We start from the raw sequence: 25,779 nt of genomic DNA, 5'->3' as shown, positions 1-25,779 counted from the left end.
CGCAACTCGTAGCCTAGGGTACGCTCGATCGCATGGCCAACGACGCAGTTGCGGGCAACGCCACCCGCGTGGCGCCGGCAGAGCCAGGGGACCGGGACGACCCGGTCCGCGCCGTTCTGGCCGCGTACACCCAGGACCTGATCGCGGCGGTCCACGAGACGCTGAGCACGTTCCTCACCACCGAGGTCGACACCCTCACCGAGATCGACGCATCGATGGGCCGATTCGCCTCGGCCGCGCGGGACGCCGTCCTCGTCGGCGGCAAACGGATCCGGTCCACGTTCGCCTACTGGGGGTGGCGCGGCGCGGTCGGCGGCGCCGAGGCACTGCCCCCCGTGCTGCCCGCGCTGGCCGCGCTCGAGCTGCTGCACACCTTCGCCCTGGTCCACGACGACGTGATGGACGCCTCCACCACCCGTCGAGGCCGACCCACCGCCCACGTCGCACTCGCCGAGCAGCACATCGCCGCCGGCCACCGAGGTGACCCCGGCCGGTTCGGCGAGGCGGTCGCCGTGCTCATCGGTGACCTCTGCATGGTGTGGGCCGATCGGCTGCTGGCCCAGGCGACGGTGCCGTCGGCCCGACTGTTCGAGGTGCGCCGCTGCTACGACCAGATGCGGGTGGAGACGGTCGCCGGGCAGTACCTCGACGTGCTCGGCGAGAACGACCCGGCCAACTGGTCGGTCGACCGCGCGCTGCGGGTGGCCCGCTACAAGACCGCCAGCTACACCGTCCAGCGACCACTGCTCTACGGTGCCTGCCTGGCCGGGGTCCCCCTCGACGATCCGCTGGCCTCCGCGTACACCCGCTACGGCCTGGCCGTCGGCGAGGCGTTCCAACTCCGCGACGACCTGCTCGGCGTCTACGGCGATCCGGCCGCCACCGGCAAGCCGGCCGGTGACGACCTCCGCACCGGCAAGCCGACCACGCTGCTCATGCTGGCCCGGGAGTTGGCCACGCCGGCGCAGCTCCGGGCGTTGGAGCGCGCCGCCGACGGGCCGGTCGACCGGCTCGCCGAGCTGGTCGTGGAGACCGGTGCGGTGACCCGGGTGGAGCGGATGATCGCCGAGCGGGTGAGTGACGCGCTGGCGGCGCTCGACGCCGCACCAGTGGACCGGACGGCGCGGACCGCGCTGACCGGGCTGGCCACCGCCGCCACCAACCGGCGGGCCTGATGAGCGACTTTCTCGAGGAGGTGGTCACGTGCGGACGGTGACAGGGCGGACGGACCGGGTGGTGGTCGTCGGAGCCGGGCTGGGTGGCCTCGCCTGCGCGTTGCACCTCGCCGGCAGCGGCCGGCAGGTGACAGTGCTGGAGCGCGAGCCGGTGCCCGGCGGGCGCGCCGGCCGACTCGCCGTGGACGGCTACGAGTTCGACACCGGCCCGACCGTGCTCACCATGCCCGACCTGATCGCCGAGGCGCTCGGCGCGGTCGGTGAGGACATGCGCGACTGGCTCGACCTGACCCCGCTCGATCCCGCCTACCGGGCGTACTACCCGGACGGCTCGACCCTCGACGTGCTCACCGACACCACGCGCATGGCCGCCGAGATCTCCCGGGTCTGCGGGCCGCGCGAGGCCGACGGTTACCTGCGCTTCGTCGACTACGCACGGGAGCTGTGGCGGCTGGAGCGGGCCGACTTCATCGAGCGCAACCTGGACGCGCCGACCGACCTCCTCACCGGCAACCTGCTGAAGTTGCTGGCCGGCGGTGCCTTCCGGCGCCTCCAAACGAAGATCAACCAATTCTTCCGGGACCCGCGTACCCAGCGGATCTTCTCCTTCCAGGCGATGTACGCAGGCCTCGCGCCGCACGACGCGCTGGCCATCTACACGGTCATCGCGTACCTCGACTCGGTGGCCGGGGTCTACTTCCCGCGCGGCGGCATCCACGCGGTCTCCAGGGCGATGGCCGGCGCGGCCGAGAAGCACGGCGTGCAGATCCGCTACGACACCACGGTGACCCGGGTGGAGACCGCGAACGGCCGGGCCACCGGTGTGCTCACCGCGGACGGCGAACTGATCCGGGCGGACGTGGTGGTGCTCAACCCCGACCTGCCGGTCGCCTACCGGGACCTGCTCCCGGCCGCTCCGGCACGACGGCTCACCTACTCGCCGTCCTGCGTCGTTCTGCACGTCGGGTCCCGACAGGGATATGACAAGATCGCCCATCACAACATCCACTTCGGACGCGCGTGGAAGGGCACCTTCGATGAGGTCATCCGGCGGGGCGAACTGATGACCGACCCGTCGCTGCTGGTGACCAACCCGAGCCGGACCGACCCGTCGGTTGCCCCCGCCGACCGACACACCTACTACGTGCTCGCTCCCGTACCCAACCTGCACCGGGCTCCGTTCGAGTGGCGCGGCGACCTGACCCAGCGCTACAGCGACCAGCTGATCGGCACGTTGGAGGAGCGCGGCTACGTCGGTTTCGGCGCCGGCGTCGAAGTGCTGCGGGCGATCACCCCGGCCGAGTGGGAGGAGCAGGGGATGGCCGCGGGCACGCCGTTCGCCGCCGCCCACACCCTCTTCCAGACCGGCCCGTTCCGCCCGTCGAACCTGCACCGTGACCTGTCGAACGTGGTCTTCGTCGGCTCCGGGACCCAGCCGGGTGTCGGCGTACCGATGGTGCTCATCTCCGGCAAGCTCGCCGCCGGTCGGATCACCGGGGAAGGCCGATGAGCAGTCGCGAAGGGCACCTCGTCGAGTTGGTCGACGAGACCGGCGAGGCCCACGGCGAGACGACCGTCGCCGCCGCGCACCAGCCGCCGGGGCAACTCCACCGGGCCTTCTCGGTGCTGCTGGTGGACCCGGACGGTCAGGTGCTGCTCCAGCGCCGGGCCGCCGTGAAGACCCGGTTCCCGCTGCGCTGGGCCAACTCCTGCTGCGGTCACCCACGACCCGGCGAGTCGCTCGCCGAGGCCGCCAACCGGCGGCTACGCGAGGAGTTGGGCGCGGGCCCGGTCGAGCTGACCGAGGTCGGCGTCTACGTCTACTACGCCGAGGACCCGGCCACCGGTCGGGTCGAATTCGAGTACGACCACGTGCTGCGGGGCGATTTCCTTCCCTCTGCCCCGCTGCTGCCGGACCCGGGCGAGGTGGCCGAGCTGCGGTGGGCCGACCCGACCGCGCTGGAAGCCGAACTCGACCGCGACCCCCGGTCGTACGCGCCCTGGCTGGGCGGGGTGGTGAACCGGCTGTTGCGCCCCTCGGGGTCCACGTCCGGCACACCCGGCCTGGCCGTGGCCCCGCCCGGATCGGCGGATGACGCGGCGGAGCGGTCGGGTGGTCGATGAGGCGCTGAGCGCGGGTGCGGTCGCACGCCGGCTGGGGGTCGCGGTCACGACCCTGCGCACCTGGCACCAGCGCTACGGGCTCGGGCCCAGTGAGCACGTCCCCGGTCACCATCGCCGCTACACGCCTGCCGACCTGGCCCGTCTCGAAATAATGCGGCGACTGACCGCCGAGGGGGTGAGCCCCGCCGAGGCGGCCCGCTGGGCCCGCCAGGCACCCGACCCGTCACCGAACGGCACCGCCACTCCCAGCCGCGCCCACCCGCCCGCTCGCGACGGTGGTGGAAGCATCCCGGTCGGCCGCGCCGGGCCGGCAGCCCGAGGGTTGGCCCGGGCCGCCATGCGCCTGGACGCGGCGGTGATCAGCGAGACGATCGCCCACTCCCTCGCCACCAACGGGGTCGTCGCCACCTGGGAGGGTCTGCTGCGTCCGGTGCTCGCCGGCATCGGCGAACGCCACGCCGCCACCGCCGGCCTGATCGAGGTGGAGCACCTGGTGTCCCGCTGCGTCTCGGAGGCTCTCGCGGCGGCCAGTCGGGCCAGGGTTCCCACCGGCCCCGCCCGCATCCTGCTCTCCTGCGCGGACGAGGAGCAGCACACCCTTCCACTGGAGGCGTTGGCTGCGGCTCTCGCGGAGGCCGGGGTCAGTTACCGGATGCTCGGCGCCCGGGTGCCGGTCGCCGCTCTGGTCGAGGCGGTCAACCGGACCGGACCGGCCGCCGTGGTGCTCTGGTCGCACACCCGGGCCACCGCCGACCCGGCTCAGCTCAGCGCGTTGCTCGCCGCACCACGCCGCCCGTTGTTGGCGCTCGCCGCCGGCCCCGGCTGGCGAGCCGACACCCTGCCCGCCGGGGTGGTGCGGCCGGTGGACCTGGCCGAGGCGGTCTCCCTGGCCGCCGCCGTCCGTGACTCCCTGGACCAGTCGACGCGTGACTGATCGCACTGTCGCCCGCTGATCGGGTGAACTACCGTCGGGCGGGTCCGCCCTACCCCGACCCCCCGGGAGCAAGCAGATGCAAGCCCGCGCCGTCCTGGCGTCCGTCCTCGCCGTGGCGCTGGTCCTGTCCGGTTGTGCGCAGCCGGAACGCACCATCGCGTCGCACCCGGCGGTGTCGACAGCGTCACCGGCCCCGCCGTCGCCGCATCCGACGCTCACCAAGCCGCCCAAGCCTCCGCTGCGTCCACTGCCGGCGAAGCTCCCCGCCGGCCTGCGCCGCAACACCGGCGAACGCCCGGTGGTCCTCACCTTCGACGACGGGCCCAGCCCCGCCTGGACGCCCAAGGTGCTCGACCAACTGCGGGCCGCCAAGGTGACCGCCACCTTCTGCGTGGTCGGCCGCGAGGTGCAGCGTCACCCGGAACTGGTCCGGCGGATCGTCCGCGAGGGCCACCAGCTCTGCAACCACAGCTGGCGACACGACCTCGACCTGGCCCGCCGGCCGGTCGACGAGATCCAGGCCGACCTGGCGCGCACCAACAAGGCCATCCAGACGGCTGTTCCCGGTGCCAAGGTGCCGTTCTACCGGCAGCCGGGCGGCCGGTGGACGTCGGAGGTGCTGAAGGTGGCGAAAGGGCTCGGCATGCGCCCGCTGCACTGGTCGGTCGACCCACAGGACTGGGACAAGCCGACCGCCGCCACGATCGGCAAGCGAATCCACGCCGCCGCCCGCCCCGGTGCCATCGTGCTGCTGCACGACGGGGGCGGCAACCGGGCCGCCACACTCGCCGCCTGCCCCCACCTGATCGCCGACCTGAAGAAGCGCTTCGGCATCGCCAAACTCCGCTAGACCGACTCTGACCTGCGGTTATCCCCCATTTCCCGCCCCTGCCGATACCGATTTTGTCGACCGACCGGGCATCACGTATGCTTTCGAAGCCTCCGGCGGGGCCGGATGGGAGCAAGTCCGCTTGAAGTTGCGAGTGTGCAATGATGGCGGGGCCGCCCTCATCGTCTAGCGGCCCAGGACGCCGCCCTTTCAAGGCGGTAGCACGGGTTCGAATCCCGTTGGGGGCACGACCGGCGCAAGCCGGAGCAACACAAGCTAGGTCCTGTGGAGCAGTTGGAGTGCTCGCCGCCCTGTCAAGGCGGAGGTCGCGGGTTCAAGTCCCGTCAGGACCGCAGCGCTGACGCCGCGCCCCGCGCGGCGTTCTGCGTATCGGAGCAGGTCGCCCTGCCACCGGTTCGTCCGGTAGCCGGGTAGCATGAGCCGAGCGACACGGCCAGGTAGCTCAGTTGGTACGAGCGTCCGACTGAAAATCGGAAGGTCGGCGGTTCGACCCCGCCCCTGGCCACATAGCCTTTCGCCGGGCTACAGAGGTCCCCACCAGCGAATACGCAGGTGGGGATCTTGCTGTTTCCCGCCGTTACGCCGACAGGGTGACGCAGACCCGCGCTCCGGCCCTCGGTCCCCGCCCTCCGCCCTCCGCCCTCCGCGCTCCACCCTCCGCGGTCCGCGCCCGTTCCCGCGCCCGTTCCCGCGCCCGTTTCCGCGCCCGTTCTCGCGTGATCAACTCCACTTCCCCGAAGTCGCGGTATCCCAGCACCTCCGACACCGCAATTTCCCCGAACCCGTGTCGATCACGCGGGAGCGGGGACCGAGGTGGAGGCCGGAGCGCCGGGGCCGGGGGTGGAGGCCGGAGCGCCGGGGCCGGGGGTGGAGGCCGGAGCGCCGGGGCCGGGGGTGGAGGCCGGAGCGCGGGAGCCAAGGACCACAGGCCGGGCCGGCGGCGTCAGTCGTCGCGGTGCCGCTGGGGGCGGTGCTGCGCGATGCCGCCCTGGATCGCCTCCCACACGCTGCGTCCGGCCTGTCGCAGCGTCTCCCCGGCCTGCTCGGCGAACTGGGCCGCGTTCTGGGCGGCAGCCTGCGCCGCAGCCGACAGACCGTCGTCACCGTCACCGTCACCCGACGGTCCCGGACCGGACGGGCCCGAAGCGGATGAGCCCGGACCCGACGGTCCCCGACCGGATGAGCCGGTCTGGTCCGGCCGGTGACCTGATCGCCCGGACGGCTCGCCCTCACCGCTCGATCGCTCCCCCTGCTGATGACGCGGCCCCTCCTCCGGGCGCTGGCCCGCCGGTCGCGCCTGGTCGGCTTGCCCCGGACCCCCGGTCCGCGGCTCCGGACCCCCGGCCCTCGACTCCGAGCCGACCGGACCCGGTTGTGGCCGCCCAGGAACCGGTCGGTCAAGGCCCGGCTGGTCGAGAGCCGGTCGGCCAGGACCCGGCCTTTCAGGACCTGGCCTTTCGGAACCAGGCCGGGCGACGCCAGGCCGGGCGACGCCGGGCTGGCCGACGCCAGGCCGGGCGACGCCAGGCCGGGCGACGCCGGGCTGGCCGACGCCAGGCCGGGCGACGCCAGGCTGGGCGACGCCAGGCTGGGCAGCACCCGGCCGAGCCGCACCCGGCTGGGCGACGCCAGGCTGGGCCGCATCCGGCTGGGCCGCACCCGGCTGGGCTACACCCGGCTGGGCGACGCCAGGCTGGGCCGCACCGGGCCGGGTCGCACCCGGCTGGGCCGCACCCGGCTGGGCGACGCCGGGCAGGTCACGGTCGGGGACAGCACCCAGCCGCTGACCCCGTTCGTCGACTACGCCGTCGGAGCGCCGCGCCGACGCCCGGACCTCGGCCGCACCCGCCGCCAACTGCTGCACGCTGCGGTTCACGTCGTCGACGGGGGCGGCGGTACGCGCGAGCGATTCGATGATCTGCGGGTTGGTGTCGAGGGTGTCGAGCGCCCGCCCCAGGATCCTGGTCAACTGCTCCAACCGCACCCGTAGCTGCGCCTCGGCGTGCACCCCGTTGATGTCCAGCTCGACGCCGCTCAGGTGCACCCGTACGCCGGCGTCGACCTGAAGGAGGTTGGCCACCCGGGCCCGCAGTGACAGGTCGGCGTCCAGACCGTCGACAGCCAGCCGGATCGAGTCGACGGAGACCTTCGGGATGTCGAGCAGGACGTCCGGATCCGCGCTGTCGGCGTTGGTGTCCGGCCCTCGTTGCTGCGCGTTCTCGCTCATCGTCTCCCGCCCCGCCTGCACGAAGTCCCGGTCGTCCGCGCGGTTACCCGCTTTCCGGCAGGGCATCCCGTGGGTGACGGCTCGGCAACCCTCTGTCTGGAACCGGGCACCGCGCGAAGCTGCACAGCCGGGCATCAGCCGGTATGGTCCGGGCCTATGGGACAGGAAATGACTGATCCGGCCGACATCCGGCAGGACGTCGACCGGTTCTCCCTCCGCTGCGGTCTCCTCGTCCCGGGCTCGGCCGAGCACGCGTTCGCGGTCTTCACGGCCCAGCTGACTGACTGGTGGGTCATCGAATACACCTGGTCCGGCCCGGGCGCCCTGGACGAGCTGGGCATGGAGCCGCGGGCCGGCGGGATGCTCTACGAGATCGGCCCGTACGGCTTTCGCGCCGACTGGGGGCGGGTGCTCACCTGGGATCCGCCCCGACGGCTGGTCTTCGCGTGGCAGATCGGCCCCGACCGGGCGCCGGTGCCCGACCCGGCCCGGGCCAGCGAGGTCGAGGTGCTGTTCCAGGCGGAAGGGCCGGAGCGTACCCGGGTGGAGCTGGAGCACCGGCACTTCGACCGGCACGGCGAGGCTGCCGAGGGATATCGCAAGGCACTCACCGCCGGCTGGCACGAACTGCTCACCCGCTACGTCGACACGGTGTCGCGCCACCCCGGCGTCTCCGCCTGACCGGCCGAGCCGCCGACCGGCAGCGGAACGGCGCGTCGGCTCACCGGCCGATTCGCCGATCGGCAGCGGAGCGACCGGCGAGGTCCCGGCCGCCCAGGTTCGCGCGCTGACCGGCTTCCGCACCCGCGCCGAACCCGGTGCCGCCCAGGCGTCGCGGCGGCGCGGTGCGCAACCGTGGGTACTGCTCGCTGAGGCGTCGCTGCACCCGGTCGGACCGGTCGGCGAGCACCAGCGCCACCGAGGGCGTGCCCGACTCGCTGACCGCCGCCGTCTCGGCCGCCCAGAGCCGGCCGCCGATCACCTCCGCGAAACCGGCCAGCCAGGAGCGGCGGAAGGCGGCGGGATGGTCGTCCTCCGGCACCGGGGTGGCCGCCAGGCCGTGCGCCGCCTGCACGAGCAGTGAGGTGAAGAGCAGGTCGACCCGTTCCAGGTCACTGGCGAAGCCGAAGAGGTGCAGCGCGAAGCCGTTGCCCTGCCGACGGCGTACGCAGCGACAGCGCAGCGGCTCGGCGACGGCGGCGAGCAGGCCGACCTTGTCGCGGGCGTACGGCGCGACGATGTCCAGCACCCGGTCACCGACGGGGTCGGTGGTGGGGTCCTGGACAGCCAGCAGCGCCCGGTCCACGCCGTAGCGGGCGATCAGCTCGGTGGCCTTGGCGGTGAACGCGGCGGCCTCGGCCGGCGTGCAGGCCGGGTCCTCGGCCTGGGCCAGCAGCTTGCGCACCTTGCTGAGCATGGCCTCGGACATGCCTACAGAGCTATCACACGGGGCGGACATCGACGGGGTCACGACGCAATCGATCGATACGTATCATCGTCACCGTCCGATGATCAGTCCTATCCGGACGGTCAACTTACTGTTCCCGGAGGCCCGCACGCATGCCATCTCCGACCGCTCGCCTGTCCGCCGTCGCCACGGTCGCCGCGCTGCTCCTCGCCGGCACACCCGCACAGGCCGCCCCGACCGCGCCGATCACACCGGCCGCCCCTGGCACGAACGCCTTCGCCCCGCTCGCCACGTGTTACGGCGGGGCGGTCCGGTCGTACTTCGAGAACGGCCGCTACGGCGGCTCGGCCGGCCAGTACCGCACCACGACCCGCTGCCGTGACATCAACGTCCGCAATGCGAGCGTATACGCCACCGAGGCGTGCGTGATCTTCGTCGACAAGACGAGCGCCTGTAACTACTGGACCTACCTGCCGGCCAACTCGGGCTGGACCACGGTGGCGACCAACGTCCGGGACGGGGTCAACTTCCGGGTCCGCTTCGAGAACCTGCGGTACGAGTACGAGCCGCTGATCGCGTACCACGCGTTCTGAGTGCGACGGTCGCGGCGTCCGCTCCCCGACGGACGCCGCGACCCGGTCGTCACCCGGCGCGGCTGCGCAGGGTGGCGATCGTCGAGCCGGCGAGGGTGAGCAGGCAGGCCGGCAGCAGACCGTCGGCTGCCGCAGCCCCGAACAACGCCTCTCCGGTCGGCTCGTCCCGGTTGGCGTACGCGCTGACGAAGCGGGCCACCCAGCGGGTGTCGTACTCCGCCTGGTCGATCCCCGGGAAGTCCAGCGCCGCTCCACCGGCCGCCGGGGCGTCGCCGAGCATCGTCGCGGCGAGACACCAGGCGACGCCGTACGCGCCGCTCAGGCCGGCCCGGTCGACGACCGCGTCGAACGCTCCCACCACCGCGTCCCCATCCCCGGTCAGCGCCGAGCGGAGCACGGCGGCAGCGTCGTCGAACGTCTGCTGTGGTAGGTCCGTCACCCAGCGCACAGTAGGACGGACCGTCAAGCATTCCCGCCGATCGTCACTGTCCGTGTTCAACGCGAGCTACCTGCGCTTTACGCCACCTCCACGGTCCCACCGACGGCTTCGGCACGCTAATGTGCGCAGCGGACCTTCGCCGGAGGAAGGACGACCATGCTCGTATCTCGCCGATCGCGGGTGGCCACACTGGCCGCCTGCGCGACGATCCTGCTCGCCACAAGCGCCTGCGGGGATGACAAGGCCAAGGAGGCCAGCGCCCAACAGGTGCGTCTCTACGGCACGGACGGCAACATGCTCAACTCCTATCCCGCGGAGTTGAAGGAACGCGCGAGCCTCGTGGACGGGATGAAGGGCACCACGCCACTCACCCCGCTGCCGGACAACTTCAAGAGTCGGCTGAAGGGCGTCGATCCGGCGCTGACGGACTACCTGTATGCCGCCGAGTCGTACGACGCCGTGGTGATCGCCGTGCTCGCCGCCCAACTGGCCGGGAGCACCGACCCGGCGGCCATCGCGAAGCAGATCGTCGCGGTGACGAACGACGGGCAGCGCTGCGAGGACCCGGCGAGTTGCCTCGCGCTGGCCCGTAACGGGCAGGACATCGAGTACCGCAGCGTGTCGCTCACCCGGGCGGGCTTCACGGACAAGGGTGAGCCGGCCACCGCGAGCTACGCCACCCTGACCTTCGACGGGCAGCAGATCAACGACGGCAAGACCGAGTTCGTCGGCGCGGGCATCGAGTCGGCGGCGAGCACCAAGACGCCCCCGAAGCCGAAGAAGCAGCGCGCGGGTGGAGACCCCGACCAGGAGCCACTGAAGTTGGGCGGCCTGCTGCCGAAGACCGGTGACCTGGCGATCGCGTACCCGCCGATGGCCGCTGGCGCCGCGCTGGCGATCAAGGAGGTCAACGCCGCCGGCGGCGCGCTGGGCAAGCCGGTGACCTGGGTCGAGGGCGACGACGGCACCAACCCGGCGGTGGCCAAGGCCACCGTGGCCAAGCACGTGACGAGCGGCGTCAGCGTGATCATCGGCGCCGGTGGTTCGGGCATCTCCCGGGAGGTGCTGCCGGACGTGGTGCGGGCCGGGAAGATCCTCTTCTCCCCGTCCAACACCGACAGCGGTCTGACCGACGTCGAGGACAACGGCCTCTACTTCCGCACCGCGCCGCCGGACAGCCTCCAGGGCCGGGCGCTGGCCGACGTGATCCTCCGCGACGGGTCGCAGAAGATCGTGATCGTCGCCCGCAAGGACTCCTACGGTGAGGGCCTCCAGGCCACCGTCCGTGACGAGCTGGAGAAGGCCGGCGTCGCCGCCGACCGGCTCAAGCTGATGACGTACGACCCGCCCGCCGATGCCAAGGCGCCGCCGGTCGACTTCAGTGGTGGGGCGAAGGAGATCAAGGACTTCGGCGCGGACGCCGTGCTGATCATCGGCTTCGGTGAGTCCGCCCAGGTGATCCGCGGCCTGGCCGACGCCGGGGTGCAGATCCGGCAGTAGCACGACCTCAGAAGCACGACGGCCGCACCGGCGCTCTCGCCGGTGCGGCCGTTTCGGGTCGGCGAGTCACCGCGGCCGGCGACGCTCCAGGAACTCGGTCATCCGCCGGTGCTTCTCCTCGTCCTCGAAGAGCACCGCCTGACTGACCAGGTCGAGATGCGGATGCGCGGCGGCGGGCGCGTCCACCGCCAGCTTGGTCAGCCGCAGCGCCAACGGCGAGCCCAAAGCGATCTCATCCAACAGGGCGTGCGCCACGGTCAGCAGCTCGGCGGGCTCGTCCACCACCCGGTTCACCAGACCGATCCGCAGCGCCTCCGCGGCGTCCACCCGTCGGCCGGTGAAGAGCAACTCCTTGGCCCGGCCCTCACCGACCAACGCGGGCAGCCGATGGGTCGCGCCGGCACCGGCCAGGATGCCCAACCGCACCTCCGGCTGGCCGAAGACCGCCCGCGCCGTGCACACCCGAAGATCGCAGGCGTACGCCAGCTCCGCGCCACCGCCCAACGCGGGGCCGTCGACGGCCGCCACGGTCGGCATCGGCAGCGCCCGGATCCGCGCGAACGCGGCGGAGTTGATCGCGGCGAGGGCGTCCGTGCGGCCCCGTTCGCGGAGTTGGCCGATGTCGGCGCCCCCGGCGAAGATGCCCTCCGCACCACCGGTCAGCAGCAGGAGCCGGGGCCGCGCCTCCAACTCGGCGCAGACCTGGTGCAACTCGGCGATCAGGTCGGCGTCGATGGCGTTGCGCTTCTCCGGCCGGTTCAGCGTGACGACCAGCCGGTCCGGCCGTTCCTCGATCCGCAGCCCGCTCACTGTGCCCGCCCTTCGTTCGCGACTGCGGGGCTCGCAAGCTCACTCCTCGCACTCACTGTTTGACGCCGCCTTCCCAGCGGTAGAAGCCCCGCCCCGACTTCTTGCCCAGCCGCCCCTCGGCCACCATCTCCACGAGCAGGGGCGGCGGCGCGAACCGCTCCCCGTACGCGGCCTGGAGGGTGCGGGCGATGTCCAGCCGCACGTCCAGACCGACCAGGTCGGTGAGTTCCAGCGGGCCGATGGGGTGCCGATAGCCCAACACCATGGCCTTGTCGATGTCGGCCGGGTCGGCCACCCCGTCGGCCACCATCCGGATCGCCTCCAACCCGAGGGTGACGCCGAGTCGTGACGTGGCGAAGCCGGGCATGTCGCGTACCACGACGGGGTCCTTGCCCAACCGGCCGGCGAGCGCGACGGCCGCCGTCGTGGTCTCCTCGGCGGTGGCCGGGCCGACCACGATCTCCAGGAGCGCCATCGCCCAGACCGGGTTGAAGAAGTGCAGGCCGAGGAAGCGCTCGGGCACGTCCAGCCCGTCGGCCAGCTCGCCGATGGAGATGCTGGACGTGTTGCTGCCGAGCAGAGCCGGGCGCAGGGCGGCGGCGTCGCGCAGCACCGCCCGTTTCAGGTCCAGCCGCTCCGGCACCGCCTCGACGATCACCTCGGGGGTCGGGGCGACGTCGGCCAGCGTCGGACGCAGCGTGATCCGTTGCCGGTTCGCCGCGGCCTCGTCGGCGCTCAACCTCCCGCGCTGCACCGCCCGCTCCCACAGGTCGGCGAGCCGGTTCAACGCGGAGGCTCCCCGCTCCGGGTCCACCTCGACCAACTCCACGGCGTGCCCGGTCCCGGCCGCCACGTACGCGATGCCGAGGCCCATCGTGCCGGCACCGACGACCACGAAACGATCGCTCATCACGCCTCCCTGTCCGACCCGACGGCGCGCGGGGTCTCCGCCACGCCGACCCGGGTGTCCCGCCCGTTCCGCTCGCTCATGGTGCGACCCTATGCAGCACGGCGATCCCCGCCATGCGTGGGGGAGCGCGGGATCGGGTAATGACGGCCCGTCAACCGAGGGAAGGACCGCATCGACATGAGCCAGGCACCGGAGAGCGTCACTGACGGGGAGATCGTGGAGACTCGGGGCGAGGAGCGGGTCGAACTGCTGCGCGCCGACACCAACAACGACGGCAAGACCGACGTGTGGGTGGTGGACACCGACGGCGACGGCAAGGCCGACCTGTTCCAGTTCGACACCGACGGTGACGGCAAGGTGGACATCACCATGGTCGACATCGACGAGGACGGCACCCCGGACGAGGTGGTCGACGGCGACGGCGGTCTGCCGCCCGAGCAGCTTCCCCCGACCGTCCAGGTCTGAGCCGTACGACGGCCCCCGCGCCGGCGAGCGCGGGGGCCGTCGGTCAGTCGGCCAGACGCAGGGTGGCGAGGTAGTAGGGCGCGTCCCGGTCGTCCACATCGGTCAGCCGCCAGCCGGTGCCGTGCACCAGCGCGGCGAACTCGTCCGCCGAACAGACCAGGTAGTCGAACCACTCGGTGCTCAACTCGCGGTAACGCAGCCGGAGCCGGAGCTGGCCGCCGAGCCGCCCTCGGCGGCGGTTGCGCTCGTGGTAGCCGGTGTGCACCGGGTCGCGCGTGCCGTACGGGTCGGTGCCGTGCGCGATGATCTGCGCGCCCGGTCGGGCCAGCGCGGCGAGCGCGGCCAGGAACTCGGGTGCCCGTTCCCGGCCCTCGAACAGCCCGAGGTTGTTGCCCAGCAGCAGGAATGTGTCGTACCGCCGACCGTCGGCCACGTGCGTGTCGACGGTGCCGTGCACCAGACGCCGGACACCGCGACGCCGGCTCACCGCGAGTGCGCCCGCGGAGGTGTCCAGGCCGGTGACCGGCACGCCGCGCTCCTGGAGCAGCAGGGCGATCCGCCCGGCGCCGGTGCCGACGTCGAGCGTCTCGCCACGGACCCGGTCCACCGCACGGTGGTCGTACGGCTGCCAGTCCTGCGGTTCGTCGAGGTAGTGCGCGGCCGGCGCACCGTTGACCAGCCCGTCGTCCCGTTCGATGATCTCGATGACCGGTCGGGGCAGTCGACCGCCGACCAGCGGTCGGGGGCCCACTCCGGTGGCCACTGCGAGAGTGTCCCGCAGCAGCTCACCGACCACGTCACCGATTCGAGGCTGCACCGTCACGGCGTTCACGCTATCCGGCCACTCAGTCGCCGCAGCGGTCGTATCCTGGCGGCGTGACCATGCTGGACCGGCTGTCGGCCGAGAAGTACATCCTGCTCACGACCTTCCGCAAGGACGGTCGGGCGGTGCCGACGCCGGTGTGGGCGGTACGCGACGGCGACGCGTTGGCGGTCTGGACCCGGGCCGACTCGGGCAAGGTCAAGCGGATCCGCAACAACGGCGAGGTGACAGTCGCCCCGTGCGACGTACGGGGCCGGCCACACGGGGCGGAGGTGTCGGCTCACGCGACGCTCTACGGCAGTGGTGACATCGGCCGGGTCCGTGACCTGCTCAAGCACAAGTACCGCCTGATCGGTCGGCTGAGCCTGCTGGGCAGCCGGCTCCGCCGGGGCGAGGGCGGCACGGTCGGCATCCGGGTGACGCTGGCCGAAACGCGGCGCTGAGACCTGTCGCGGGCGTGGAAAGGGGCGGCGGATCGAGATCCACCGCCCCTTGCCCGGAAAGAAACTGGTGCCGACTCAGTCGCCCTGTCGCTGCTGCGGGATCTGACCCTGCAACAGCGCCCTGACCTCCGACTCGCGGTACCGGCGGTGGCCACCCAGGGTGCGGATGGCACTGAGCTTGCCGGCCTTGGCCCACCGGGTCACCGTCTTCGGGTCGACACGGAACATCGACGCCACCTCGGCCGGTGTCAGTAGCGGCTCTGGTTCGTGCGTTCGCGATGCCATCGGTCACTCCTCCACATGTATAGACATCGGCCGGGGTCCCGCCGGCCGACGCGTCTCCCATGGTCCGGCTAGTCCCCGATGTCCGACATGGGCCGAACGGATGAAGGTCCCTAGACGGACGGATGAACCATGCCCGATTTTTACGACTTTTACACGGCAGAAAGTACCTTATTCGGACTCATGATCACGGTTCGTGATGCGTCAACTACGAGTGCACCTCACCTTGGGAGCGCTCCTAAGGCGATTTGCCCCTAGTTGCACCGCTCCAACAACTGCACCGCGCGCCACCGGGCCACCAACTTGTCGTACGCGGCCGACGCCTCGTCGGCCTCGCCGCGCGAGAGCCCCGCAAGGCCACCGGCGACCAGCTCGGGAGAGTCGTCAGCCTGCAGGGTCTCGTCGGAGAGCAGGTCCACCAGGCCGCCGTAGTCCAACTCGACGACCGAGCGGGGATGGAACTCCTCCAACCAACGGGCCGCCTCCTCCACCGCCTCGGTGATCGGCGCATCCCCCACCGACTTGCGCAGCACCGACAGTGCCCGCGAGGACCGACGACGGGCCTTGGAGATCTCCGTGCGGTAACGCAGCGCGCGTCGGCCCGGCTGGGTGACCAGGTCCCGCTCGGCCGGCTCGAAGAGCACGAACCACCGCAGCGGCACCCCCCACGTGGCGATCTGCTCGTGCACCCGGGGCACCCCGTGCTCCAGCACCCGCGCGCCGCTGCGCCAGTCGTCGACGACCGCCCTGGCCTGCCCGGCGAGCACCGGCGGCACGAAGGCGTCGGCCAGCACCGAGGGCACGCCGTCCCGCGCGCTGAGCGCCGCCTCGGCGACCCGGATCCGCAGGTTCCACGGGCAGACCAGCAGGCTGTCGTCCGTCTCCAGGACGTACGCCTCCTCCGGCAGATCGGGCAGGCGGGTCCAGCCCGCGCCCAGCGCCTCGATCACCGCCGTCCGCTGCCGGCCGGGCCCCTCGACGGGGGCGATCGCCCGCCCCTCCGACACGTAACGGCGCCAGTAGCTCTGCCGGTCCCGGTCGAAGGCGGTCAACGGCTCGTACACGCGCAGGTAAGAAGCGAAGAGCGACGGCACGGCGCGATCCTCCCACGAACCGTGGCCGTACGCGGTCAGCGGCCGGACCGCGCGCGCCGCAACGTGGGACGACGGCGGCGCGTCGAGCACCTTCACGGCGGCCGATACTAGGCTCGATCACACCGGCAGCATCCCCGCCGGGGTCCACCAGGTCCGCGTCCCACAAGGGCGCACACCACTCCAGGAGCCAACCATGGGCGTATTCGCGAGCACCGACGACCCGGTATCGACCGGCCACGAACAGGTCGTGTTCTGCCAGGACAAGCAGAGCGGCCTGAAGGCGATCATCGGGATCTACTCCACCGCGCTGGGGCCGGCGCTCGGCGGCACCCGCTTCTACCCGTACGCCAGCGAGGAGGACGCCCTCGCCGACGTGCTGGACCTGTCCCGCGGGATGGCGTACAAGAACGCGCTCGCCGGCCTGGACCTGGGCGGTGGCAAGGCCGTCATCTGGGGCGACCCGGAACAGATCAAGACCGAGGCGCTGCTGCGCGCGTACGGGCGCTTCGTGGAGTCGCTGGGCGGTCGCTACTACACCGCCTGCGACGTCGGCACCTACGTGGCGGACATGGATGTCGTGGCCCGGGAGACCCGCTACGTGACCGGTCGCAGCGTCGAGCACGGCGGCGCCGGTGACTCGTCGATCCTCACCGCCTGGGGCGTCTTCCAGGGCATGCGGGCCGCCGCCGAGCACGTCTGGGGCACCCCGAGCCTGCGGGGCCGCCGGGTCGGCGTGGCCGGCCTGGGCAAGGTCGGCAAGTACCTCACCGGGCACCTGCTGGAGGACGGCGCCGAGGTGGTGGCCACCGACGTCAACCCGAAGGCGCTGGAGTGGGTGCGCAGCAACCACCCGCAGGTCACCCTGGTGGACGACGCGAGCGCGCTGGTCGCTGCGGACATCGACGTGTACGCGCCGTGCGCGCTGGGCGGCGCCCTGAACGACGACACCGTGCCGGCGCTGCGCGCCAAGGTGGTGGCCGGCGCGGCGAACAACCAGCTCGCCCACCCGGGCATCGAGAAGCTGCTGGCCGACCGGGGCATCCTCTACACGCCCGACTACGTGGTCAACGCCGGTGGCGTGATCCAGGTCGCCGACGAGATCGAGGGCTTCAACTTCGACCGGGCGAAGCTCCGGGCGACCCGGATCTACGACACCACCCGCGAGATCCTCCGGCTGGCGGACGCCGAGGGCGTCCCGCCCGCGGTGGCCGCCGACCGGCTGGCCGAGCGACGGATGGCGGAGATCGGCCGACTGCGCGGGATCCACCTGCGCTGAGCGTCCCCGGAGGCGGGTCGACGGGATCCGCCTCCGGGCCTCCGGTACGGGCACGGCTGGGTAAGCTGAGGGCCAGATCGAATTTTTGGTGCGGTTTGTCCGGTGTCACGGGTGCTAACCGTTCCGCTCCTTACCCGGTACACTGGGTGACGGCCGGATCGACGCGACGCGCAGAGCCGGCTGACGGTAACCCGAGGTGCCGAACGGTGGCATCCCCATGTACCGTAAGAGCCACGAGAGATGCCTGACGTCATCGGGGCCCGCCTTCGGGCTGCCCCGCATTCTGTGCGAGGGGGTCGAGCCATGGGGCGCGGCCGTGCTAAGGCCAAGCAGACGAAGGTGGCCCGGGAGTTGAAGTACCACTCCCCGAACACCGACCTCACCGCCTTGCAGCGCGAACTGGCGGGTGCTGGTAAGTCTGAGCACCACTTCGACGACGACTCTAAAGAGTTCGTCGACGACGATGATGAGGATCACGCGGACGACGACCCGGATCCCTGGGTCCGTCCGACTCGTTGACCTCTCGACGCAGCTGAGCACGCGGTAATCCCCGCGTGCTCACGCACGTCCCGTGCAGGTGCAGTCGCCGACGATCAGGGGCCTGACCCGACCGGAACCACTCCGGCCGCTCGACAGGCCCCTGATCACGGTCCCTCAGCGCGGGCGGTTGTTCCAGTTGTAGAACGTCGGGATGTTCTCGAAGTGGTTCCAGGCGCAGACAGCGCTCGCGCCGTCGCCACCTGACACCTCCGAACGCCGGCGTCGCGCGGCCTCGGCCTCGCGCAACAGCGCGACGAGGGCAGGAGCAGCCTCCCGCACGCGCTCGTCGACTCGGTCATCCGCTGCGCGCTCGGGCCGCCGGTCACTGGTGCTCTCGGGCATGCTCCAACACTCCCTCCAATAGGCGGATCTTGCTGTTGCGGCAGTGCTCGGTCTCCGTACCGTCGAAACGCCCCAGCTCGAAGTAGCGGTTGGCGGCATGGCCGCCCCCGCAGAAGCCGAAGTAGGGGCAGGACACCCGGCACGCCTCCACACCGGTCAGGAACTCCCCCACCCACGGCGTCGCCGCCGCCGCGCCGAGGATGTCCGCCAGTGGGGTTCTCAGGACGTTGCCGCTGCTGAAATCGCCGTACCGCGGGTCCTCGAAACCAGCCAACTCCGGGGACAACACGATCACCGAGCCGTCGTGACCGATCGTCGGGATCGGGTCCAGTCGGCGGGGCAGCACGCCGTCGGCCGAACCGTCGAGCACCGCCGCGGCGTACCGCAACGACCACTCCACCTCGCGGAGGTGGATGCGGGGCGCACGACGCCACGCCGCGACCAGCTCCGCCCAGAACGCGGTCACCGCCGACTCCTCGTGGCGGTTGTCCCGCGTGTTGACTCCCTCGGTCTCCTCGATGTTGACGCCCAACACGTCGCAGCCCAGGTCGAGGAAGTAGTCGTACAGCTCGGTGGCCAACCCGCGCTCCGGCCGGGACACCACGGCCAGGGCGGAGAAGGGCAGACCCCGTCGGCGCAGCGCCGCGACGCCGCGCACGATCCGGTCGTACGCCGGCTGGCCTCCCCGGTTGACCCGGTCACCGTTGCGCGCCCGCGGCCCGTCGACGCTCACGCTCACCCGCATCTCGTGCCGGGCGAAGAAGTCGCACCACTCGTCGTCGATCAGGGTGGCGTTGGTCTGCACGTGGTGCTCGACCTCGGGCCCGAACGGCGCGATCAGGTCGGCCAGGTGCTCCCGGCCGGCGGCCAACGGTTCGCCACCGTGCCACACCACGGAGAACCGGCCGGCCGCCGCCCAGGGGTTGACCGCCGCCGCCACCGCCTCTGCCACCGCCACCGGCATGCGCTGGTCGGTGGCCCGGAACGGCAGGTAGCAGTACGCGCAGTCGAGGTTGCAGAGGGTCGTGGGCTGCATGACGACGTAGGACGGGACGGCGGCAAGACCGCGCATCCCGCTGAACGACTGTCCCCGAGCAGCCATCACCCTCCTCCGCCTAGCCTGAGGGGTGCCCTTCAGGCTAGGCGGCATTGGCCACTCGGGTGAAGCCCTGATCAGGTGCCCGTACGATCACCGGAGGGTGATCATCCCCGGGTGTGCTGACCGACCATCTGCACGTTGCCGGTGCCCTCGATGATCTCGCCGGCCTGCCACGCCTCGACCCCACGGCCGGTCAGCGTGGCCAGGGCCCGGTCGGCGTCCTCGGCCGACACGATCGCGAACATGCCGACGCCCATGTTGAAGGTCGACTCCATGTCCTGATCGTCGATCCGACCCTTCGTCTGGATCAGGTCGAAGATCGGCTGCGGCTTCCAGGTGGACCGGTTGACCACCGCGTCGACGTGCTCGGGCAGCACCCGGACCAGGTTGCCGGGGATACCGCCGCCGGTGATGTGGGACAGCGCCCGCACCTCGGCCTCGGCGATCAGCTTGAGGCAGTCCTTGGCGTAGATCTTGGTGGGGGTGAGGAGTTCCTCGCCCAGGGTCCGCTGCCGACCGAAGTCGTCGATGACGATGTCCAGACGCATCCGGGCCGCGCCGAGGAGCACGTGCCGGACCAGCGAGTAGCCGTTGGAGTGCAGGCCGGAGGAGCGCATCGCGATCACGACGTCGCCCACCTCGACCCGCTCCGGGCTGAGGATGTCGGCCTCCTCGACCACGCCGACGCCGGTCGCGGAGATGTCGTACTCGTCCGGGCGGAGCACGCCCGGGTGCTCGGCGGTCTCGCCGCCCAGCAGGGCGCAGCCGGCGTAGCGGCAGCCGTCGGCGATGCCCGCCCCGATCTCAGCGACCTTGTCCGGCACGACCTCGCCGGTGGCGATGTAGTCGAGCAGGAACAGCGGCTCGGCGCCGCAGGCCACCAGGTCGTCCACGACCATCGCCACCAGGTCGATGCCGACCGTGTCGTGGATGTCCATCTGCTGAGCGATCACCAGCTTGGTGCCCACCCCGTCGGTGGAGGACGCCAGGATCGGGTTCTTGTACTTCTTCGTGTCCAGCCGGAACAGGCCGGCGAAGCCGCCGAGGTCACCCAGCACCTCGGGCCGGCGGGTCTGCCGGACCTTCGACTTGAGCAACTCCACCGCGCGGTCGCCCGCGTCGATGGAGACCCCGGCATCGGCGTACGAGACCGAGCGTTTGCGCGCCTGGCGGCCGGCACCGCCCGTCCACGGCTGACGGTCGCCGCCGGCGCCGGTCGGGCTGCTTCCTGCGCCGCTGCGCTCGGACACGTGCGTCACGGTTCTCCCCTTTGGTTCTCGGTGCCGCCGGCGGTAGCCGGGCCGCGCCGGTTGGTGCTACGGGCGGTTTGCGGTAACGCCACCCGGAGTGGCGACGGACGAGCCGTTCGTGTGCGGGCCTTCCAACGCCGAGTTGGCGACGCGTCGGCTCACACCTTCGAGCACGTGCTTGCCGATCAGGTTGCCGGCCGGCAGCTCGATCGGGTACTCCCCATCGAAACACGCCCGACACAACCGGGTCTTCGGCTGCTCGGTCGCGGCGATCAGGCCGGGAAGCGAAACGTAGCCCAGCGTGTCGGCGCCGATGGAGCGCCGGATGCCGTCGTTGTCCAACCCGTTGGCCAGCAGCTCCGCCCGGGTGGCGAAGTCGATGCCGTAGAAGCACGGCCAGCTGACCGGCGGCGAGGAGATCCGGACGTGTACCTCGAGCGCCCCCGCCTCACGCAGCATCCGCACGATGGCGCGCTGGGTGTTGCCGCGAACGATCGAGTCGTCCACGACCACCAGGCGCTTACCCCGGACGTTCTCCCGCAGCGGGTTGAGCTTGAGCCGGATGCCGAGCTGACGCAGGGTCTGCGACGGCTGGATGAAGGTGCGACCCACGTACGGGTTCTTCATCAGGCCGGCGCCGTAGGTGATGCCGGACGCCTCCGCGTAGCCGATCGCGGCCGGGGTGCCCGACTCGGGCACCGGGATCACCAGGTCGGCCTCGACCGGGTGCTCCTTGGCCAACTGCCGACCGATCTGCACCCGCGCCGCGTGGACGTTGCGCCCGGCGATGGTGGCGTCCGGGCGCGCGATGTAGACGTACTCGAAGAGGCAGCCCTTCGGCTCCGGCACGGCGAACCGGGTGGAGCGCAGGCCGTTCTCGTCGATCGCGATCAGCTCACCCGGCTCGACCTCGCGCACCACGCTGGCACCGACGATGTCCAGTGCGGCGGTCTCGCTGGCCACCACCCAGCCCCGCTCCAGGCGGCCCAGCACCAGCGGGCGGACACCGTGCGGGTCGCGGGCCGCGTAGAGGGTGGACTCGTCCATGAAGACGAAGCTGAACGCGCCACGCAGCTGAGGCAGAACCTCCAGCGCCGCCGCCTCGACCGACAGATCCGGTCGACCGGCCAGCAGCATCGTCACCAGGGAGGTGTCGTTGGTCGAGCCGTCCGCGACGAGGCCGCGCTCGGCGACCTCCTTCTCCAACTCGGCCGTGTTGACCAGGTTGCCGTTGTGCGCCAACGCGATGGTCGTGCCCGAGGTGGTGGAACGGATCGTCGGCTGGGCGTTCTCCCAGTTCGACGCGCCGGTGGTGGAGTAACGGGCGTGCCCGATCGCCAGGTGGCCACGCAGGCTCGCCAGGGTGGGCTCGTCGAAGACCTGGGCCACCAGGCCGAGATCCTTGTAGACCACCACGCCGGAGCCATCGCTCACCGCGATGCCCGCCGCCTCCTGCCCACGGTGTTGCAGGGCGTACAGGCCGAAGTAGGTCAGGTTCGCGACCTCTTCGCCGGGGGCCCAGACGCCGAAGACGCCACAGGCGTCCTGGGGGCCAGGTCGTTGGGGGTCAAGGTCGTGGCTCAGCCGGCCGTCGCCTCGGGGCACCTACCGCTCCCTCATGCTGGTCTGGACCGGCCGGGCGGGATCACGGGCGGATCCACACTTCTCTGCCGGGACCACTGTCGTCGCCTGACAGTGTACGCGAATCGCTATCAACACAGATAGTGACGATTTCTGCGCTGAGCGTCACGGTGAGTAGGACATCATGACAATTCGAGGGGCAGATACGCCGAGAGGTCCGCCCGGACCCCGCTCATCTGGACGCGACCCTCGGCGACCGCCTCCGCCCAACCGATCCTCCCGGTCGCCACCATCAGCCACGTTTCCGGAGCCATCTCGACCACGTTCGGCGGATTTCCCCTGGTGTGTCGAGGTCCGGGTACGCACTGGATCGCCCCGTATGGTGGGACGCGCACCTCCACCGATCGGCCGGGGGCGCGCTCCGCGAGGACGGCCAACAACGACCTGACCGCCTCTCGGAACACTGTCCGTTCGGGCGTAGACCCCTCGTCGAGGGCCGACAACGCGGCGGCTACGGCAGCGGACTTACTGTGCGGAGAGGACACGACGGGACGATACGACCCGCAGGCCGACTACCCGACGCCAGCCCTGGGTCGCGCCGATCCAGTCGGACAAGGCATAGTTGCCGACGGCGTATTCGAACCGTGATGATCCCCGGCCCGGCGCCCCGCCGGCGAGAGGGAAGTCAGCCCGGAAGGCGGTGGACGTGTCAACACACCGACGTGCCTGGAAGCAGCGGGCCGGTGTGGTCGTAGCGCTGGTTGCCGGCGCTCTGCTCGCCGTCCCCGCCACACCAGCCCTCGCCGCTCCCAAAGTCACAAATGTCTCGGCCTCCCCCGGCACCGTCCAAGCGGGCGGCGAGACGACAGTGAGCTACACGCTCAGCTTTGACGACCCGGTAGTGCCCGCCGATGTGACTGTCAACTCGGACAACTCCAAGCTGCAGTGCATCGAGGGCTGCTCGCAGGGGAATGTGACCGAGGCAAAGACCTACACCGCCAAGTTCAAGTTGGCGGACGACGCTTCGAACGGGTCCGCCCGCATTACCGTCAGGGCCAGCGCTGGGCTCGGGAACGGGAACGGCTCGACGACGGTCAACCTCACGGGCAAGGCCGCGCCGCCACCGCAGAAGCAGACCGTGCAGTCGGTCTCCGGCAAGGTGGTCGCGCAGGCCGACGGCAAGGCCGTCCCCAACGCGGTGGTCATGCTGCTGGACAGCACCGGCAAGCGCTTCGACACCACCAGCGACGGCAGCGGCAACTTCCGCTTCACGGGCACCACTGGCAACCCGATCGCACCGGGTCGGCTCGACCTGGGTGCGAGCTTCGACAACGTGGTGGCCCGCAAGACCATCAACGCCGCAGCCGGGCAGTCCCTGACCGGTCAACGCATCAGTCTCGCGATCAAGACCGAGGTAACGCCCAGCCCCACCCCGTCGGCCAGCACCGACGCGACTCCCACCGACGAGGCGACCGAGGAGGGCACCGAGGAGGAGCCCACCGAGGACGCCAGCCCGGGTGCCCCGGCGAACGCCTCGAACAACGAGGACAGCGGTGGCGGCGCCGGTTCGTACCTGATCATCCTGCTCGGCGGTCTCCTGGTGGCCGCCGGTGTCGGCACCATCGTGCTGCTCTGGATGAAGCGCAAGGAGAACGGCGACGACGAAGACGGGGTTCCGGCTGCCGGTGGCCCGGTCCCGCCCACCCGCGGGGGCGGCTTCCGCGGTCCCGACGACCAGACCCGGGTGGTCGGTGGTCGGCCCGGCGGGGCGGACCCGACGATGGTCGGCGGCGCGGCGCTGAGCGAGGCACCGACGATGATGCACCGCCCGGTCGTGGACGACGTCCCGCCGGACCCGTACGGCGCACCGGCGCCGACGTACGGCGGTGCGGGTCAGCAGGGCTGGGGCGGCGCCGGCTACGGCGACGAGCCGGTGCCCGGTGGCTACGGTGCCGGCGGCTACGGCAACGCGCCCGCGTCGGGCGGCGGCTACGGCAACGACCCCGCCTCCGGCGGCGGCTACGGCGCCGGCGCGGCCGGTGACGGTTACGGTTCCGCGCCCAATTCCGGGGCCGGCTACGGCGGCGCGCCCACCTCCGGTGGCGGCTACGGCGGCCGGGACTACACCGCTCAGGCCGGTGCGGCCGGCTACCCGCCGGCTCCCGCCGGCGGCGGAGCCTACGGAGAGCGGTACGACGAGCCGACCGGCCGTTACACCGGCGACAACACCCAGTACCCGGCCCCGGCCGACCCGTACGCGACAGGTGTCTACCAGCCCGAGCAGGGGCAGGGATACGGCCAGCCGGACTCGGCCCCGTACGGCGGCGGACGGGCCGCCGAGCCCACCGCAGGGTATGGCGGCCAGCCAGCCGGTGGCTACGACCAGGGTGGCTACGGGCAGTCGGCCGGTGGCTACGAGCCGCAGGGCGGCGGCTACGGCCAGGAACCTCCGCAGCAACGCGGCGGCTACGACGACCGGGGCTACGACCAGGGCGGCTACGGCCAGCAGGCCGGTGGGTACGACCAGGGCGGCTACGGCCAGGAACCCCCGCAGCAACGCGGCGGCTACGACGACCGGGGCTACGACCAGGGCGGCTACGGCCAGCAGGCCGGTCGGGCCCGACCGGATACCCCGCCGCCGACCGAGCGGGGCGGCCGACGCCTCGACTGGCTGGACGACTGACCGACCACAACGCACGAAAACGGCCATCCGGATGACTCCGGGTGGCCGTTTCGTCTGCTCCACTCGGGTTTCAGGAAGTCGGGGTATCACCCGGACCCGGAAACCCCGTTTTCCTGAAGGGCGAGTCGATCACCGCCGACGGCAGGCGTAGAAGGGCGGGCGACGCAAGTCGATCAGGCGGCGGAAAAGACGCCCTGGCGGAGCACCGGCACGACGTCCGACACGCCGACCCGGACGGCGACGTCGACGTCCGCGCCGAAGCCGCCCTCGGTCAACTCGCGCCCGGAGACGCTGCCCCGCACGGCGGCGGGCACGTCCGGAGTGCTCGCCAGCGCGGCGAGCGCCATCGCCGCCTCCACGGACAACCCGCCCGGCACTCCGGAGAGGGCGTCCAGCACCGAGGCGGCACCGAGTTGGTCCTCGACCGACGGGCGCAGCGACCCGTCCGGCCACCGCTCCCCGGAGGCGATCACGCCGATCGGGGCGTCCACAGTGCCGTACCCCTGGCGGCGCAGCCAACGCCCGACGGCGCCCGCGTTGCGCAGGCACGCCGCGACCACCGGCAGGCCGGTGGCACTGGCGGCGGCGCTGATGGCGGAACCGTTCGGCGAGGGCAGGACCAGGTCCGCCACCACCGGCGCGGCGACCAGCGCGGCCGGCGAGAGCGACCACGGATGGTCCGCGGTCACCTGCCGCCGACCCACCGCGGCGACCGCGCCGACGCGGAGCGCGTACTCGGCGGCCTGCTCACCCCAGGGGAACGGGTGCACCCGCATGCCACGGGCGACCGCTACCTCCACGGAGGTGGTGAACGACAGGACGTCCACCACCACCAGCGCCGCGCAGACCCGACCGAGTTCGGCCGCGCCGGTCAGGCCCCAGTCGAACCTGGCGCCCGAACCGGGTTGGCCGTAGACGGCGGCCGTCAACG

27 protein-coding genes and 3 tRNA genes are annotated in these 25,779 nt (G+C 71.7%); 16 read left to right on the top strand and 14 right to left on the bottom strand.

The genetic code is table 11. The features are described 5' to 3' along the window. The first annotated feature begins 32 nt into the window (after positions 1-32). From O7616_RS06160 to O7616_RS06125, 8 genes are all read left to right on the top strand, one after another. Positions 33-1,175, top strand: a complete 1,143-nt coding sequence (locus O7616_RS06160; protein ID WP_282305966.1) for a polyprenyl synthetase family protein — start codon at positions 33-35, stop codon at positions 1,173-1,175. 28 nt (positions 1,176-1,203) lie between these two features. Next, a complete protein-coding gene (crtI, locus tag O7616_RS06155; RefSeq protein WP_282263273.1) occupies positions 1,204-2,685 on the top strand; it encodes a phytoene desaturase family protein in 1,482 nt (493 codons plus the stop codon). Beyond that, positions 2,682-3,299: an isopentenyl-diphosphate Delta-isomerase gene (gene idi / locus O7616_RS06150; protein WP_282305965.1), complete on the top strand. Its 618-nt coding sequence runs from the start codon at positions 2,682-2,684 to the stop codon at positions 3,297-3,299. The genes crtI and idi overlap by 4 nt, the downstream gene beginning before the upstream one ends. Further along, entirely contained in the window at positions 3,289-4,233 is a 945-nt protein-coding gene (locus tag O7616_RS06145) for a MerR family transcriptional regulator (protein ID WP_282307546.1), read from the top strand. Before idi ends, O7616_RS06145 begins: the two co-directional genes overlap by 11 nt. 76 nt (positions 4,234-4,309) lie before the next feature. Continuing rightward, positions 4,310-5,083, top strand: coding sequence for a polysaccharide deacetylase family protein (locus O7616_RS06140; RefSeq protein WP_282305964.1), 774 nt, complete (start codon positions 4,310-4,312; stop codon positions 5,081-5,083). Between the two features lie 154 nt (positions 5,084-5,237). Next, positions 5,238-5,310: transfer RNA gene (locus O7616_RS06135), tRNA-Glu, on the top strand. A gap of 31 nt (positions 5,311-5,341) precedes the next feature. Further along, positions 5,342-5,415: transfer RNA gene (locus tag O7616_RS06130), tRNA-Asp, on the top strand. Between the two features lie 99 nt (positions 5,416-5,514). Next, positions 5,515-5,588: transfer RNA gene (locus O7616_RS06125), tRNA-Phe, on the top strand. A 438-nt stretch (positions 5,589-6,026) separates the two neighbouring features. On the opposite strand, the gene O7616_RS06120 is transcribed toward O7616_RS06125, so the two are convergent. Next, on the bottom strand, positions 6,027-7,310 hold the full coding sequence (locus O7616_RS06120; protein WP_282305963.1) for a hypothetical protein: 1,284 nt from the start codon (positions 7,308-7,310) through the stop codon (positions 6,027-6,029). 156 nt (positions 7,311-7,466) lie between these two features. Between O7616_RS06120 and O7616_RS06115 the strand changes: the two genes are divergently transcribed. Further along, positions 7,467-7,991, top strand: a complete 525-nt coding sequence (locus O7616_RS06115) for an SRPBCC family protein (RefSeq protein WP_282305962.1) — start codon at positions 7,467-7,469, stop codon at positions 7,989-7,991. Between the two features lie 40 nt (positions 7,992-8,031). Here the strand turns inward: O7616_RS06115 and O7616_RS06110 are convergent, their stop codons facing one another. Beyond that, positions 8,032-8,739 carry a DUF2786 domain-containing protein gene (locus O7616_RS06110; RefSeq protein WP_282305961.1) on the bottom strand — a complete coding sequence of 236 codons (708 nt, stop codon included), beginning with the start codon at positions 8,737-8,739 and terminating at the stop codon, positions 8,032-8,034. A 131-nt stretch (positions 8,740-8,870) separates the two neighbouring features. On the opposite strand from O7616_RS06110, the gene O7616_RS06105 reads away from it, so the two are divergent. Then, positions 8,871-9,311: a hypothetical protein gene (locus O7616_RS06105; RefSeq protein WP_282305960.1), complete on the top strand. Its 441-nt coding sequence runs from the start codon at positions 8,871-8,873 to the stop codon at positions 9,309-9,311. A 49-nt stretch (positions 9,312-9,360) separates the two neighbouring features. Here the strand turns inward: O7616_RS06105 and O7616_RS06100 are convergent, their stop codons facing one another. Beyond that, positions 9,361-9,750, bottom strand: coding sequence for a hypothetical protein (locus O7616_RS06100; protein ID WP_282305959.1), 390 nt, complete (start codon positions 9,748-9,750; stop codon positions 9,361-9,363). A gap of 156 nt (positions 9,751-9,906) precedes the next feature. Here O7616_RS06100 and O7616_RS06095 point away from each other — a divergent pair, with 156 nt between their 5' ends. Continuing rightward, positions 9,907-11,250, top strand: a complete 1,344-nt coding sequence (locus O7616_RS06095; RefSeq protein WP_282305958.1) for an ABC transporter substrate-binding protein — start codon at positions 9,907-9,909, stop codon at positions 11,248-11,250. Between the two features lie 66 nt (positions 11,251-11,316). Here O7616_RS06095 and O7616_RS06090 read toward each other — a convergent pair whose 3' ends face one another. Together O7616_RS06090 and O7616_RS06085 are read right to left on the bottom strand one after the other, a co-directional pair. Then, positions 11,317-12,060: an enoyl-CoA hydratase/isomerase family protein gene (locus O7616_RS06090; RefSeq protein WP_282305957.1), complete on the bottom strand. Its 744-nt coding sequence runs from the start codon at positions 12,058-12,060 to the stop codon at positions 11,317-11,319. A 52-nt stretch (positions 12,061-12,112) separates the two neighbouring features. After that, a complete protein-coding gene (locus O7616_RS06085; protein WP_282305956.1) occupies positions 12,113-12,970 on the bottom strand; it encodes a 3-hydroxyacyl-CoA dehydrogenase family protein in 858 nt (285 codons plus the stop codon). A gap of 177 nt (positions 12,971-13,147) precedes the next feature. On the opposite strand from O7616_RS06085, the gene O7616_RS06080 reads away from it, so the two are divergent. Next, entirely contained in the window at positions 13,148-13,435 is a 288-nt protein-coding gene (locus tag O7616_RS06080; protein WP_282263284.1) for a hypothetical protein, read from the top strand. A 43-nt stretch (positions 13,436-13,478) separates the two neighbouring features. Here O7616_RS06080 and O7616_RS06075 read toward each other — a convergent pair whose 3' ends face one another. Next, a complete protein-coding gene (locus tag O7616_RS06075) occupies positions 13,479-14,258 on the bottom strand; it encodes a class I SAM-dependent methyltransferase (protein WP_282305955.1) in 780 nt (259 codons plus the stop codon). A 53-nt stretch (positions 14,259-14,311) separates the two neighbouring features. Here O7616_RS06075 and O7616_RS06070 point away from each other — a divergent pair, with 53 nt between their 5' ends. Then, positions 14,312-14,701, top strand: a complete 390-nt coding sequence (locus tag O7616_RS06070) for a PPOX class F420-dependent oxidoreductase (RefSeq protein WP_282305954.1) — start codon at positions 14,312-14,314, stop codon at positions 14,699-14,701. A gap of 75 nt (positions 14,702-14,776) precedes the next feature. Here the strand turns inward: O7616_RS06070 and O7616_RS06065 are convergent, their stop codons facing one another. Together O7616_RS06065 and O7616_RS06060 are read right to left on the bottom strand one after the other, a co-directional pair. Continuing rightward, positions 14,777-14,986, bottom strand: a complete 210-nt coding sequence (locus tag O7616_RS06065; RefSeq protein WP_007073996.1) for a BldC family transcriptional regulator — start codon at positions 14,984-14,986, stop codon at positions 14,777-14,779. A 251-nt stretch (positions 14,987-15,237) separates the two neighbouring features. Further along, positions 15,238-16,077, bottom strand: coding sequence for a hypothetical protein (locus O7616_RS06060; RefSeq protein ID WP_282264704.1), 840 nt, complete (start codon positions 16,075-16,077; stop codon positions 15,238-15,240). 193 nt (positions 16,078-16,270) lie between these two features. On the opposite strand from O7616_RS06060, the gene O7616_RS06055 reads away from it, so the two are divergent. Together O7616_RS06055 and O7616_RS06050 are read left to right on the top strand one after the other, a co-directional pair. Further along, positions 16,271-17,353, top strand: coding sequence for a Glu/Leu/Phe/Val dehydrogenase (locus O7616_RS06055; RefSeq protein ID WP_282305953.1), 1,083 nt, complete (start codon positions 16,271-16,273; stop codon positions 17,351-17,353). A gap of 303 nt (positions 17,354-17,656) precedes the next feature. Further along, positions 17,657-17,872: a DUF3073 domain-containing protein gene (locus O7616_RS06050; RefSeq protein WP_030332207.1), complete on the top strand. Its 216-nt coding sequence runs from the start codon at positions 17,657-17,659 to the stop codon at positions 17,870-17,872. Positions 17,873-18,007: 135 nt separating this feature from the next. On the opposite strand, the gene amcA is transcribed toward O7616_RS06050, so the two are convergent. From amcA to O7616_RS06025, 5 genes are all read right to left on the bottom strand, one after another. Beyond that, positions 18,008-18,235 (bottom strand): multiple cyclophane-containing RiPP AmcA, encoded by a 228-nt coding sequence (gene amcA, locus O7616_RS06045; RefSeq protein ID WP_282263292.1) that lies wholly within the window; start codon positions 18,233-18,235, stop codon positions 18,008-18,010. Further along, complete coding sequence (amcB, locus tag O7616_RS06040; protein ID WP_348773874.1) at positions 18,216-19,307, bottom strand: cyclophane-forming radical SAM peptide maturase AmcB; 1,092 nt, start codon at positions 19,305-19,307, stop codon at positions 18,216-18,218. Before amcB ends, amcA begins: the two co-directional genes overlap by 20 nt. A gap of 131 nt (positions 19,308-19,438) precedes the next feature. Continuing rightward, positions 19,439-20,593: a phosphoribosylformylglycinamidine cyclo-ligase gene (gene purM / locus O7616_RS06035; RefSeq protein WP_088986889.1), complete on the bottom strand. Its 1,155-nt coding sequence runs from the start codon at positions 20,591-20,593 to the stop codon at positions 19,439-19,441. A gap of 57 nt (positions 20,594-20,650) precedes the next feature. Continuing rightward, on the bottom strand, positions 20,651-22,189 hold the full coding sequence (purF, locus tag O7616_RS06030) for an amidophosphoribosyltransferase (RefSeq protein WP_282305951.1): 1,539 nt from the start codon (positions 22,187-22,189) through the stop codon (positions 20,651-20,653). A gap of 158 nt (positions 22,190-22,347) precedes the next feature. Then, positions 22,348-22,710, bottom strand: coding sequence for a sterol carrier family protein (locus tag O7616_RS06025; protein ID WP_282305950.1), 363 nt, complete (start codon positions 22,708-22,710; stop codon positions 22,348-22,350). A 161-nt stretch (positions 22,711-22,871) separates the two neighbouring features. Here O7616_RS06025 and O7616_RS06020 point away from each other — a divergent pair, with 161 nt between their 5' ends. Continuing rightward, positions 22,872-24,848: a carboxypeptidase regulatory-like domain-containing protein gene (locus tag O7616_RS06020; RefSeq protein ID WP_282305949.1), complete on the top strand. Its 1,977-nt coding sequence runs from the start codon at positions 22,872-22,874 to the stop codon at positions 24,846-24,848. A 173-nt stretch (positions 24,849-25,021) separates the two neighbouring features. Here the strand turns inward: O7616_RS06020 and O7616_RS06015 are convergent, their stop codons facing one another. Then, a complete protein-coding gene (locus O7616_RS06015) occupies positions 25,022-25,777 on the bottom strand; it encodes a 2-phosphosulfolactate phosphatase (protein ID WP_282307545.1) in 756 nt (251 codons plus the stop codon). Positions 25,778-25,779: the final 2 nt, after the last annotated feature.

The organism is Micromonospora sp. WMMD964 (genome assembly GCF_029581455.1).
In the GTDB taxonomy this organism is placed as follows: domain Bacteria; phylum Actinomycetota; class Actinomycetes; order Mycobacteriales; family Micromonosporaceae; genus Micromonospora.
This window is presented reverse-complemented; position numbering and strand designations above follow the sequence as displayed.

What these genes read in the sequence shown, in the direction of transcription:
- O7616_RS06095 (WP_282305958.1), top strand. Translation starts at nt 9,907, where the DNA reads ATGCTCGTATCTCGCCGATCGCGGGTGGCCACACTGGCCGCCTGCGCG.
- O7616_RS06080 (WP_282263284.1), top strand. Translation starts at nt 13,148, where the DNA reads ATGAGCCAGGCACCGGAGAGCGTCACTGACGGGGAGATCGTGGAGACT.
- O7616_RS06055 (WP_282305953.1), top strand. Translation starts at nt 16,271, where the DNA reads ATGGGCGTATTCGCGAGCACCGACGACCCGGTATCGACCGGCCACGAA.
- amcB (WP_348773874.1), bottom strand. Translation starts at nt 19,307, where the DNA reads ATGCGCGGTCTTGCCGCCGTCCCGTCCTACGTCGTCATGCAGCCCACG.
- O7616_RS06085 (WP_282305956.1), bottom strand. Translation starts at nt 12,970, where the DNA reads ATGAGCGATCGTTTCGTGGTCGTCGGTGCCGGCACGATGGGCCTCGGC.
- O7616_RS06050 (WP_030332207.1), top strand. Translation starts at nt 17,657, where the DNA reads ATGGGGCGCGGCCGTGCTAAGGCCAAGCAGACGAAGGTGGCCCGGGAG.
- amcA (WP_282263292.1), bottom strand. Translation starts at nt 18,235, where the DNA reads ATGCCCGAGAGCACCAGTGACCGGCGGCCCGAGCGCGCAGCGGATGAC.
- O7616_RS06065 (WP_007073996.1), bottom strand. Translation starts at nt 14,986, where the DNA reads ATGGCATCGCGAACGCACGAACCAGAGCCGCTACTGACACCGGCCGAG.
- O7616_RS06140 (WP_282305964.1), top strand. Translation starts at nt 4,310, where the DNA reads ATGCAAGCCCGCGCCGTCCTGGCGTCCGTCCTCGCCGTGGCGCTGGTC.
- idi (WP_282305965.1), top strand. Translation starts at nt 2,682, where the DNA reads ATGAGCAGTCGCGAAGGGCACCTCGTCGAGTTGGTCGACGAGACCGGC.
- O7616_RS06160 (WP_282305966.1), top strand. Translation starts at nt 33, where the DNA reads ATGGCCAACGACGCAGTTGCGGGCAACGCCACCCGCGTGGCGCCGGCA.
- O7616_RS06120 (WP_282305963.1), bottom strand. Translation starts at nt 7,310, where the DNA reads ATGAGCGAGAACGCGCAGCAACGAGGGCCGGACACCAACGCCGACAGC.
- O7616_RS06105 (WP_282305960.1), top strand. Translation starts at nt 8,871, where the DNA reads ATGCCATCTCCGACCGCTCGCCTGTCCGCCGTCGCCACGGTCGCCGCG.
- O7616_RS06110 (WP_282305961.1), bottom strand. Translation starts at nt 8,739, where the DNA reads ATGTCCGAGGCCATGCTCAGCAAGGTGCGCAAGCTGCTGGCCCAGGCC.
- O7616_RS06115 (WP_282305962.1), top strand. Translation starts at nt 7,467, where the DNA reads ATGGGACAGGAAATGACTGATCCGGCCGACATCCGGCAGGACGTCGAC.